This window comes from Paenibacillus sp. P4_A7, assembly GCF_056402455.1.
The window spans coordinates 1-10,891 of sequence record NZ_JBFUHJ010000165.1 but is presented as its reverse complement, the minus strand read 5'-3'; the positions used below and the strand labels follow the sequence as shown (position 1 = coordinate 10,891).

The 10,891-nt window shown below is 44.4% G+C and carries 11 protein-coding genes; all 11 read right to left on the bottom strand.

Annotated elements, in window-relative coordinates:
• The coding region (locus AC1DWN_RS18750) for a polysaccharide biosynthesis protein (protein ID WP_477560426.1) at window positions 1-1,573 on the bottom strand (1,573 nt) is incomplete at its 3' end.
• A gap of 364 nt (window positions 1,574-1,937) precedes the next feature.
• Window positions 1,938-2,603, bottom strand: coding sequence for a CpsD/CapB family tyrosine-protein kinase (locus AC1DWN_RS18745; RefSeq protein ID WP_477560425.1), 666 nt, complete (start codon window positions 2,601-2,603; stop codon window positions 1,938-1,940).
• A complete protein-coding gene (locus AC1DWN_RS18740; RefSeq protein ID WP_477560424.1) occupies window positions 2,593-3,324 on the bottom strand; it encodes a YveK family protein in 732 nt (243 codons plus the stop codon). Before AC1DWN_RS18740 ends, AC1DWN_RS18745 begins: the two co-directional genes overlap by 11 nt.
• A gap of 103 nt (window positions 3,325-3,427) precedes the next feature.
• Window positions 3,428-3,838: a helix-turn-helix domain-containing protein gene (locus tag AC1DWN_RS18735; RefSeq protein WP_477560423.1), complete on the bottom strand. Its 411-nt coding sequence runs from the start codon at window positions 3,836-3,838 to the stop codon at window positions 3,428-3,430.
• A gap of 228 nt (window positions 3,839-4,066) precedes the next feature.
• Window positions 4,067-5,146, bottom strand: a complete 1,080-nt coding sequence (locus tag AC1DWN_RS18730) for a Gfo/Idh/MocA family protein (protein WP_477560422.1) — start codon at window positions 5,144-5,146, stop codon at window positions 4,067-4,069.
• A gap of 28 nt (window positions 5,147-5,174) precedes the next feature.
• Entirely contained in the window at window positions 5,175-6,065 is an 891-nt protein-coding gene (locus AC1DWN_RS18725) for an AraC family transcriptional regulator (RefSeq protein WP_477560421.1), read from the bottom strand.
• Between the two features lie 54 nt (window positions 6,066-6,119).
• Complete coding sequence (locus AC1DWN_RS18720) at window positions 6,120-6,965, bottom strand: sugar phosphate isomerase/epimerase family protein (RefSeq protein ID WP_477560420.1); 846 nt, start codon at window positions 6,963-6,965, stop codon at window positions 6,120-6,122.
• Window positions 6,962-8,146, bottom strand: coding sequence for an N-acetylglucosamine-6-phosphate deacetylase (locus AC1DWN_RS18715; protein WP_477560419.1), 1,185 nt, complete (start codon window positions 8,144-8,146; stop codon window positions 6,962-6,964). The genes AC1DWN_RS18720 and AC1DWN_RS18715 overlap by 4 nt, the downstream gene beginning before the upstream one ends.
• A gap of 1 nt (window position 8,147) precedes the next feature.
• Complete coding sequence (locus AC1DWN_RS18710) at window positions 8,148-8,921, bottom strand: glucosamine-6-phosphate deaminase (RefSeq protein WP_477560418.1); 774 nt, start codon at window positions 8,919-8,921, stop codon at window positions 8,148-8,150.
• Window positions 8,922-8,979: 58 nt separating this feature from the next.
• Window positions 8,980-9,999 (bottom strand): Gfo/Idh/MocA family protein, encoded by a 1,020-nt coding sequence (locus tag AC1DWN_RS18705; RefSeq protein ID WP_477560417.1) that lies wholly within the window; start codon window positions 9,997-9,999, stop codon window positions 8,980-8,982.
• On the bottom strand, window positions 9,996-10,891 hold an 896-nt coding region (locus tag AC1DWN_RS18700; protein WP_477560416.1), incomplete at its 5' end, for a sugar phosphate isomerase/epimerase family protein. The genes AC1DWN_RS18705 and AC1DWN_RS18700, both read right to left, overlap by 4 nt.

Sequence of the window (10,891 nt, the reverse complement as noted above, 5' to 3'; positions counted from 1 at the left end):
CTACCGTGTAGCCCGACATCCGAATGACATTTTGAGCGAGCTCGGTTATTTTGACTGGTTCGCCCATATCGAGCACGAAAATTTCCCCACCCCTTGCAAGCGCCCCAGCTTKAATAACCAATCTCGAAGCCTCTGGAATCGTCATAAAATATCGGACCATATCCGGATGAGTAACGGTAATTGGACCGCCCTTTTCAATCTGCTTTTGGAATAGCGGGATAACACTACCGCGGCTTCCAAGAACGTTACCAAATCGAACCGCAACAAATTTGGTTGTCAGGCTAGCACGACCCATATGCTGAATGATCATTTCAGCAATACGTTTAGTCGCCCCCATCACACTCGTAGGGTTAACTGCTTTATCTGTAGAGATCATGACAAAAGTCTCGACACGATTCATACTGGCTGCCTTAGCCGCATTGAGTGTACCGAGCACATTATTTTTAAAAGCTTCTTCCGGATTTCTTTCCATGAGAGGGACATGCTTATGAGCTGCTGCATGATAAACGACATGAGGGCGATGCGTCTGCATGACCGACATCATTTTCTTGGCATCCTGCAAATCTGCAATTTCAGTTATAAATTCAATCTTTGTATCTCCGTATAATTCCCTAAGTTCCATCTCAATTAAGTAGATGCTGTTCTCGCCATGTCCGAGTAATATTAACTTTTCAGGAAGGAATCTAGATACTTGCCGGCACACCTCAGAACCAATTGAACCACCAGCACCCGTAACCATAACAACCTTTTGTGTGACGTAGCCCGATATGCTCTCAATATCGAGCTCCACTGGCTCACGTCCCAGTAAATCCTCTACCTGCACATCACGAAAGTGACTGACTGAAATCTTCCCTGTCGCTAAATCCTCCAGCATAGGAATGATTTGTGTCTTTGCAGTCGTCTTGGCGCATTCCGTAAAGATCGTGTTCAGCTGCTTCTTATCCAAGGATGGAATAGCGATGACAATGTTATCAATGTCATATTTTATTGCGGCCTCTGATATGGATGACACACCTCCGACTACTGGAATGCCCATAATATCTAAATGTTGTTTTTTGACATCATCATCAATAAATGCAGTAGGAATTAGCTCTGTATCACCATTACTGAATAGCTGCCTGGCTACCATTGTCCCTGCAGACCCAGCACCTACAATTAAAGTTTGCTTACGCTTGCCGGAATACTTATTATAGCTACCTCGGAATATTCGCCAAGAAAGCCTTGAACCGCCAATTAAGAGCATGTGAATCATCCAAGTCACAGCCAAAAGACGGAAATATACATCTTGCACAACGATCTGCTGAATTATAGCAGCCGTAATGATCGAGAAAGTTACGGCCTTTGTAATAATTAACAACTCTCCGATACTCGCATACTCCCAAGCTTTCTTATATAGCTTGAAATACAAAGAGAAAAAATGATGACTAAGCAGTAAAGTAAGTGAGCTAATAACAAGCGGGACAGTTACAACATGAAGAGATGCACTCAGCAAAAACCTACTAAAGAAAATAGCTGTTAACACGATAAACGAATCCAGAAAAATTAATAAGGATAACCTTTGTCGAAAATTCAAATCCATTTCACCCTTTCCGTCAAATACAATACGTTAATCAGAGGATTAACAAGACACCTCATTAGAGTCTTTAACTGCAGGGTTTTTTATCATGCCTAAACGGCTTTTACCAATTTCTATGGCAAAAGCTAATTTAAAAACCGTATAGTTAAATACTCTAATGCAGAGCCGCGGGCATTTAACCCGTCCTCACACCACACTCTTGACGACTAGCGTCTAAGGTTTTTACCAACCCACAGCATGATCGAGTGCCTCCATTGATAACGGTTAGGAGACATTACCGAACCAGATAAGTTATTTTTTCTACTTGCTGTACTTAATAAAGAACAACCCTCCAAAAAAAAGAGAGGACTCGCTTTTTGGCTTATCCGCTTTTCTGATTTAGAACAACACCGACAATATTCGCTTTAGCAAACTCCAGTGAGCGTTTTGCTTCTTCTGCTAAACTAAGCTTAGTCTTTCCTTTTTTCACCAATAGAACAACCCCATCACAAATGCTTGCTAAAGCACAAGTATCCGGCACATCAAGAACGGATGGGCAATCCACCAACACGATATCGTATTGTCCCTTCGCATAATCCAATACCTCAAGCATGGCTACAGAATCAAGCTGCTCCGTTGAGTGATTCAGACGCTGACCGCTAGGTAAAATATCAAGCCCTTCAATTTCTGTAGGCTGGATCGTATCCTCGATCGGCTGCTGTTTAGCTAGTATATTCGACAAGCCTGGAGATATTTGCGTATTAAACTGCTTGTGTAAGTTAGGGTCTCTAAGATTTGCATCAATAATCAATACTCTGTCTCCGCGTTGCGCCATACTAGCTGCCAAATTAACGACAGTAGTCGATTTGCCTTCGCCACCTGAAGGGGAGGTGATTAGCAATGACTGGATATTATTACCTTCAACTGCATATTGTATATTGTTTCGTATCGTCCGATATTGCTCTGCGATGGTACTATAAGGACTAAGAAACGTGAGCAAGCTTCTTCTAACGAATGGCTTAGCCTTCTTTTGCCGTTCACGAACCAATTACTTCCCCCCTAACCATGACACTTTTCTGTTTTTTGGAATGCTTTGCTAAATCCTTCTTCTTCATTACTGATACATGTCCTAATACTGTTAAACCTAACATCTGCTCAATCTCTCGTTCAGACCTAATCGAATCATCCAAGGAATCCAATAGGAAGGTTAAAGCTACACCAATGAATAGACCCATAAGGAAAGCTACGTACACCAACGTATTCGTTTTTTCATTAATCGGGTTCGGATTAGGTATTGCTTCCGAGAGTAGTCTAATGCTCGTGATATTCAGCGTTTCAGCAGCTACCTGCTTGTAAATATTAAAGCTTTCATTAGCGATATCTGCCGCACGCTCTGGATTCGAATCTACAACCGAAACGACCGTTATAAGTGAAGCATCTACGTTCGCCACTCTAATTTGGCTTCTCAGCCCACCTACAGATTGATCAAGATCAAGCTCTTCAATGACTTTCTCCAAGACAATAGGCTCTCGAAACAAGGCCCGAACCGTAGACATCATATCCTGACTTGCAGCAATAATCATACGTGATGAAGCCGTATAAACAGGTGTCTCTGGTCTCGAATTATACATACCGCCTACTACTGTGAATACAATAGTAATGAGTAGGATCATCCAAAAACGTTTTCGCAGCACTACATAAAGTGCTTTAAGATTTATTTCTTTTTCCTTCTGTACAGCTGCTTTGCCTTCAATAGGTATTTCTTTCATTGATACACCTGCCCATTACGTTTCATATAGTGAACACTATATCAATAGTAGTTCTTAATAAAGAACATGTCAACAAAAAAAATTAACTTGGTTGTTCTCTTACTTAATTATCGATATGGAGAATAATAATATTGGATGTCTTCTTTCTACTGTTATTGTGGACGTTTACCTCTGGCTTATTTTCCCTCCACTTATTCGAACGAACCAAATCCTTGAGTACTTGGAAATCCCCTTTGCTCATCCCTTCCTCTACGGCATTATTAATAATGGATTTCCATTCCTCATCCATAATCTCATCCGTTCGAGGCTTTGGTAACAGTTCCTCTCCAAGCAAATATTCAATGTTAGAGTCTAAGTGTGCTGCGATTTTTGCAATGACCTGAAGAGAGGGGTTATTCTGTACATTACGTTCGATATAGCTTAAGTATGACTTGGAAACACCTGCAAGATCAGCAAGCTTCGTTATCGAATAGCCTTTTTGTTCCCGTAAACATTTAATCCGTTCTCCAATCATAATATTCTCCTTCGGCCAGTTTAGATCCCTTCCTAAAAGTAGACCAGTATGTATCGATCGTCAGACGTTATAACAGACGATATACCTATTTTAGTTCTTTAATGAGAACAGGTCAATACTTTTCATTGGTTCATCTATATAAACTTGAAGAAAAAGATTGCCCCTGCAGACCTAAATCTGCTCGAGGCAATCTTTAATTTCCATTTTACGTCATACATTAAATAGAATTTATTCTGAATAGATATGTGGATTTTGACGGCGGCATTCTTCCATGACCAGCATTTGCTGACGTACCTGCTGTGGTGTAATTTCCAAAGCGGCCCCTTCTTGTATCGTTCGATATAACATCATATATAATTGCTCAGTCATATGATTCAGCGATGATTTACCACCGGGAATTGATAGGCTCCAGCTGTCTTCATGCCAGCTTAACGATTCGCTGCAATATGCCGGCAATCCTTGTTTGTCGAAAAGCGGCTCTTTCATTAATTGCTGTTCTGGTGCTTCCTTGGGATTGAAATATTTCCATTCCAACTTCTCCCCGGAACCGTGGATTCCGCCATTCGTTCCTTGAATATTAAATTGCTCACGGCCATAAGCGCAGCAGGAAGAGATTTCAAGGTCAATCGTCGGACGACCCTGTCCTCTCATGATCAGCTTCACATAATCTTCCGCATCACCGAACGTATTTGCGCGATCCATGATACATGTAATTTCAGGCGTTTCATCCGTTCCAAATAGCTGCAGCGCTTGGTCTACAGGATGCGGGCCCGTATTCATTAAGCTGCCGCCGTTATTGCTTTGCAGCGTCTGCCAATCCCAGCGCCTTGCGAAGCCGTTAAGTGTGAAATTGACCTGAACAATTCGTCCGAGCACACCGGACTCAATCACTTTACGAATTTGGACGAATGCTGGCTGATAACGAGATTGCTGAAATACCGCCAATATTTTGCCGGATCTCTCTGAAGCCTCAATTAATTGATCTACTTCCTCCGCTGTTTTGGCAAGTGGCTTTTCACAAAGAACGTGAAGTCCGCGATTCAATAAATCCAGTGATATAGAAAAATGCTGATGGCTCGGAGATGCGTTGATGACTAGATCGAGTGTCTCGCTTTCAACCATCTCCTCCCACGTAGCATATGCCTTGCAGCCATACTCCTTTATAGCGAGTTCCCGACGCTCGGGAATTGAGTCAGCAACTGCGGCGATTTTATAATATTCGGATATTTGAGCTAGTAGGTTGCCGTGAATGTCACGCCCACTTCTCCCTTGTCCGATAATTCCGACCTTCAATGCTTTTTGAGTCATTTGTTGTGACCTCTCTCTTCTTTTGGATTTATGGTGTATTTCCAAATGTTTTCTTATATTCAGTAGGCGTTATTCCAGTTCGTTTCTTAAAGGTTCGAATAAAATGACTAAGATGATGGAAGCCCACCTGAAAGCCAATTTGTGTGATCGTATGAGAATCACGTCGAATAAGTTCCATGGCTTGTTCGATACGAACTTCATTTATAAAATCGACAAACGTCTGTCCAGTCTCTTTTTTGAACATATGACTAAAATAAGCAGGTGCCATATTAGCGATAAGGGCTCCATGCTCTAGCGGGATATCCTGGCTGTAATTATGATAGATATATCGCTTTACCTCATCGACTGGATGTTGATCCGCGAGGGCAGGCTGTCTTTTAGGTTTTCTCATCGTTTTGCGGTATTCACGATCTATTAAGATCAACAGCTTAATCAAATTAATGCGGACTGAATATTCATATCCGACTTCACGATACTCAAACTCATCCTGAGTATCCTGAAGGAGCTGCTCTACGAGCATCTGCTTGTTCTTACTTATATGCAGCCAAGGCTGGTACAGAGAAGAAGTAGCTTCAACCTCTGATTGTTGTAAAAAAGGATGAATAGTTTCGGAAAAAGGCTGCAGCTGTTCACTAACCAGAAAAGGCATGAAATCAAGAAGTACGATTTCATATGCTTTATCTTCGATAGCACTAAAGCTGTGTTCAATTCCAGGAGAAATAATGAATATATCGCCCCTACTCACGGTCAATGACTTGCCGCGCAATTGATGATTGCATACCCCTCGAAGCACATAGGCAATCTGGATATATTCATGAATATGCAAAGGCTGCTTGAGAGCATTGCTGGTATAACGTATGATTTTAAAAGGAAAATCTCTGCTCAGCTGATCCTTGCTTTGATAAAAAAGCCTCTCCATGACAGTACCACCAGTCGCAAGAAAATCTTGAAATCTAGCCTATCTGAATTAATTTCAATTTGCTAGTTTTTTCACTACGTTAAAATCATGATCCAAACGTTCGTATGCAGGAAATGGCGCATGGCATTCCAAAGTAACCCAGTCCTTATAACCTGTTTCAACGAGAGTGTTGAACAAGGGCTTATGATCGGCTTCACCTTCACCAAGGCGACATTGCAAGAAGCTTTCCTCACCACGGTGCGTCAAGTTGACAAATGTACCCGGTTCACCAGCTTCCTTTACCCGCAGCTCATCTTTGACATGCACATGGAATAGATGCTTGCCCAGTTTATAGATAGAATCAGGACCATAGTCGGTATCCGTAATATACATATTCCCTGCGTCATGAATCATACCAACATTATCGTACTCTAGCATGTTGAGCAAGCGCAAGCTGCTTTCCACTGTCTCTATTAGCGACTCATTGTGGATTTCCAAGACAATGCGAATGTTACATGCTTTTGCTTCCACTGCGCAGCGATTTAACCAATTAGCTGCTTTCGCATAGTGGTAGTCATGAGCAAGAAAGGCATTCGGGCCTCCGGGTGAAACGCGTATCATCGTAGAACCCAACTCTCCGGCAATGGGGAGCATGCGCTTGAATTCATCCAATGCAAGCCCAGCTTCTTTATCGCTTGCTGTGGAAAATCCCCCCATGTAACCCGCCAAAACTGGAATCTCCAAATCTAGGCTATCTGCTATGGATTTCATTTCTTTCAATCGCGGCACGCTCGTTGTTGGCGAAAGGTGAGGCTCGCGAACGGCAATCTCAATACCGTCCAAGCCTAGACGTTTTGTCAATTGCATCGCTTCTTGAATACTGTGATCGATAAATACTCCACTAAAAGCCGCAAATTTCATGGTTGTCCCTCCCATATCCTATGCTCTCTATTCATAAATACTAATTTTCCGCATTTATACGTTTGCTCTAGTCGAATGCGATTCTGGGCCTTGCGGAATAGAACGAGATCAGCGGGTGCGCCAGGAGCCAAACCGGCAGCCGCCGGCAGCTGCATTAAGGCAGCTGGCCTAATAGACGACATATCCCAAGCTTCTTTCAATTCCGCGATCCCTCGATTGGTTAAGTGTTCAATCCCTCTTAGCAGCATTTGCGCCGAACCGGCTAATAGTCGTTCATTGCCCTCTAGATGAAGCCTGCCCTCAGGTGTTAATACCACTTGCCCGCCGATATGCGTTGTGTAAGAACCAGCTGCCAAGCCGCATAAGGACACCGCATCGCTGACTAACATCGCTTGTGTCCMTTTTACCTTAAGCACTACCTTTAGTACTTGATCCGGCAAGTGGAAGCCATCAGCGATTACACAGCTCCACAACTGATCTTGGGCTAGCTGCTCCCATATATAATTGGGATGACGAGGAAGCGTCAGATGAGCACCGTTGCCCAGATGAGTGGACATCCGGGCGCCAGCTTCAACTGCTTCCCGAATTTGTTCAGGCGTCGCCGCTGTATGCCCGATCGATACCGTCACTCCGCTCTCCGTACATTTCTCAATGAAACGTGTACTTTCCGGCCATTCTGGCGATAAAGTCACGATTCGGATTCTTCCGTCTGCAGCTTCCTGCCAGCGGCGAAACAGTTCCCAATCCGGCGCCCTTACATAGTCAAGGCTGTGTGCGCCTCGCACACCGTCCTCTGGTGAGATGAACGGACCCTCCAGGTGAATACCTGCAATCCCGCGAGCTACTTCTGGATCCTGCTCACACACCCTAGCTATCGTCTTCAGAGCTTCCTCTATCGCTTCAGTACTGTTCGTGATGACGGTCGGGTAGCAGGTGGTTACTCCTTCTTGCCAGAGCTTACGAATGACTTCTTTAATCGTTTTTTCCTCAATCGGTAATTGATTGAAATCATACCCGCCAAATCCGTTAATCTGCAAATCGATCAAGCCCGGAGCAATAAAAGGCAGGTTAGACATTTCATTGTCCTCTATTTGAAAGGATTCGATTTCTGTAATGATCCCCTGCCCCATTCGTACCAAAACCGGCTCTCCTGTAGCGTAATGAATCGCCTTAATGTTCATCTCATAATTCCCCATAGGAGTCTTGATCCACGTATAACGTACAATCCGGATGCTTACGCAAAATGGTAGACGGACATTCCGTGGAAATCGAACCATTCAGCGTACGGTGAACTGCTTTACGTTTCGTAGGTCCTGGTACTGAACAGTATAGATGAGCTCCCGATAGCAGAGCTGGAATCGTTAGCGTCAGCGCATATTGCGGAACAGCCTCAAATGAAGTGAAGCAGCCGTCGTTGACCTGCTGCTGGCGGCATGCATCGTCCAATTCCACCGCTTTGATCAGCTGCGGGTCATTAAAATCCGCTACAGGTGGATCGTTAAAGGCAATATGACCATTTTCCCCGATACCTAGACAGACAATATCTATAGGCGCTTCCTTTAATAGATTGCCATATCGTTTGCATTCGTCTTCAATTGTGTTGGAGCTGTTGATCAGGTGCACAGTACCCGGCTTAACTCGGTCAAACAGTCGTTCACATAAAAAACGGCTGAATTTTTGCGTGGCATCACTCGGTAAGCCGATGTACTCATCCATATGGAATACCGTAATGCGAGACCAATCTATAGCACTATCCATAGCGAGACTATTCAGCAGCTCATTTTGAGAAGGAGCTGCCGCAAATATAATCCGAATGTTGTGTTTTAGCGTTAGCAGTTCCTTAATCTTAGCCGCTACGTCAGCACCGACAGCGGCACCAAGTGAAAGTCGATCTTTATAGAYGGAAACCTTCAAGAGATCAACGTTTAACGTTACGACTGAATAGGGATCACTCATATGCTTGCTCCTCCCGATATAGCTCAGTTGTCTATAGAAATTAATCACCCTTGAATGCTTAACTCATGCTAAGCTGCATGCCTGTAGCCGCACTTTCATAAATGGCCTCAACCAACTTTACAGCCCGCAATCCATCCTCGCCGGTTACCAATGGCTCAATCCCCATTTCGATCGAGGATATCACATCAATAAGCTGGCTTTGATGAAAGGTGGAAGCAATGCTTCGGGGGTCTACCACTCCACCATACGTGTCCGAATGGATCCAATTCGGCTTATTCACACCCGGTACCGACCAATGTAGGATCGAAGAGCCCTCCAGCTTAATCGTGCCATGTTCCCCATACAAATTAATAGCTGCGGCAAAGCCTGGCTGAATGCTGGTCGAAGCCATAATAGTTCCTAAAGCACCATTTTTAAACTGTACGATCGCCAGTCCCAAATCTTCCGCTTCCATTACATGCGTTTGAGTAGCTATTTTCCCAAAAACAGTATGTACTTCCCCTGCAAACCAAAGTAGGAGATCTAAACTATGAATGCCTTGATTCATGAGAGCACCGCCGTCTTCTGCGATCGTACCCCGCCAATCCGCACTATCGTAATAAGCCTGTGTTCGAAAAAAAGGAAGAGACACCTCTGCCAAAAGAAGCTTGCCTAGCGCACCCTCCTCCAGCGCACGTTTAACCGCTTGATGCTGAGATTCAAAACGCCGCTGGGACATAACGGAGAAGGTAACCCCGCGTTCCTTCGCCGTTCGAACAAGCTCGGATGCATCATGAGTATTCATAGCAATCGGTTTTTCAATCACTAAGTGCTTACCAGCGTTCAACACATCCAGCCCAATGCTAGCGTGACTTCCGCTTGATGTTAATACACAGACGATATCGACATCCTTACGGATTATTAATTGTTGATAATCGGTTGTCCACTCACAGTTTTCCCGCTCCGCTACCGCCCTGGCTTTGGTTTCACTGCGACTGGAAACGACCCTCAGACTTGCACCGTCGATCTGGCGAACAGCTTCCGTATGAAAGTCTGCAACCGAGCCGCATCCTATGATGCCGAAATTCCACGTCTTCATTCTGCCTCTACCTCTCTCAGCAGGACACGCAATGAATCCAGCGTCATACGAGTACCAGTCATTCGGCTCCCACCATCAGGAATAAAATGAGTTTCAATAGTGAAAAGTCCGTCGTATCCATCCGACAATAGTGCCTTAAGTTGCGCAATCACTGCTACGTTGCCTGATCCAAGCGGCACACAACGAGCTGTTCCGTCTTCACGAATGTAAGCATCTTTAAGATGAACATGAGCAAGTATATCTTTTATAGAAGCGTAACCTGCTGGAAACGCCTCGCGACCGGCATATGCTTCATTGCCTGGATCCCACAAGCTTCTAACAGCTGGGGATGCAATTCCATGGACGAGATCCGCTACTTCCTCCGCATTTCCTCCATTGCAGGCAGGCTCATTTTCCAACAGGAGAAGGGCCCCTTGTCCTTCTGCTACTTTTGCAGCTTTCTGTAAATGACGGATTATATCATCCTGATATAAGGCAGGATTCGCTTCCCTCCAAAATGAAAAAATACGAATCCGTGTGGTACCCAGCAGCTTTGCAATCTCAATGACTCGATCCAGCTTTGCTAAATGCGTTTCTACGCTTTCTTCCTCTTGACCAAAAGTGTCTCCTGCCGCAACCGATCTTGAAGGATCAAGTTTACATTTAAATAAGGGCGATGCAATAGCGGAAATGAACAATTGACGCCCCTCAACCTGCCGACGAACCTCGCGCAGCTGATCGTCATTCAGGTCAGCAACATTTTGACCGTTAATCACCCGAACTTCAACATGCTTCAAGCCTTGCTCGGCTGCCCAGTCCAAAGCCTCTTCGAAATTATCCGACACTTCATCCGTCAGCACTCCCAATCGGTTTAATACCACTGAGTAATCCTCCCCATTTACCACTTTCACCT

Coding starts and splice junctions, on each gene's coding strand:
- AC1DWN_RS18740 (WP_477560424.1), bottom strand. CDS start 3,324: ATGAAAGAAATACCTATTGAAGGCAAAGCAGCTGTACAGAAGGAAAAA.
- AC1DWN_RS18735 (WP_477560423.1), bottom strand. CDS start 3,838: ATGATTGGAGAACGGATTAAATGTTTACGGGAACAAAAAGGCTATTCG.
- AC1DWN_RS18730 (WP_477560422.1), bottom strand. CDS start 5,146: ATGACTCAAAAAGCATTGAAGGTCGGAATTATCGGACAAGGGAGAAGT.
- AC1DWN_RS18725 (WP_477560421.1), bottom strand. CDS start 6,065: ATGGAGAGGCTTTTTTATCAAAGCAAGGATCAGCTGAGCAGAGATTTT.
- AC1DWN_RS18720 (WP_477560420.1), bottom strand. CDS start 6,965: ATGAAATTTGCGGCTTTTAGTGGAGTATTTATCGATCACAGTATTCAA.
- AC1DWN_RS18705 (WP_477560417.1), bottom strand. CDS start 9,999: ATGAAGACGTGGAATTTCGGCATCATAGGATGCGGCTCGGTTGCAGAC.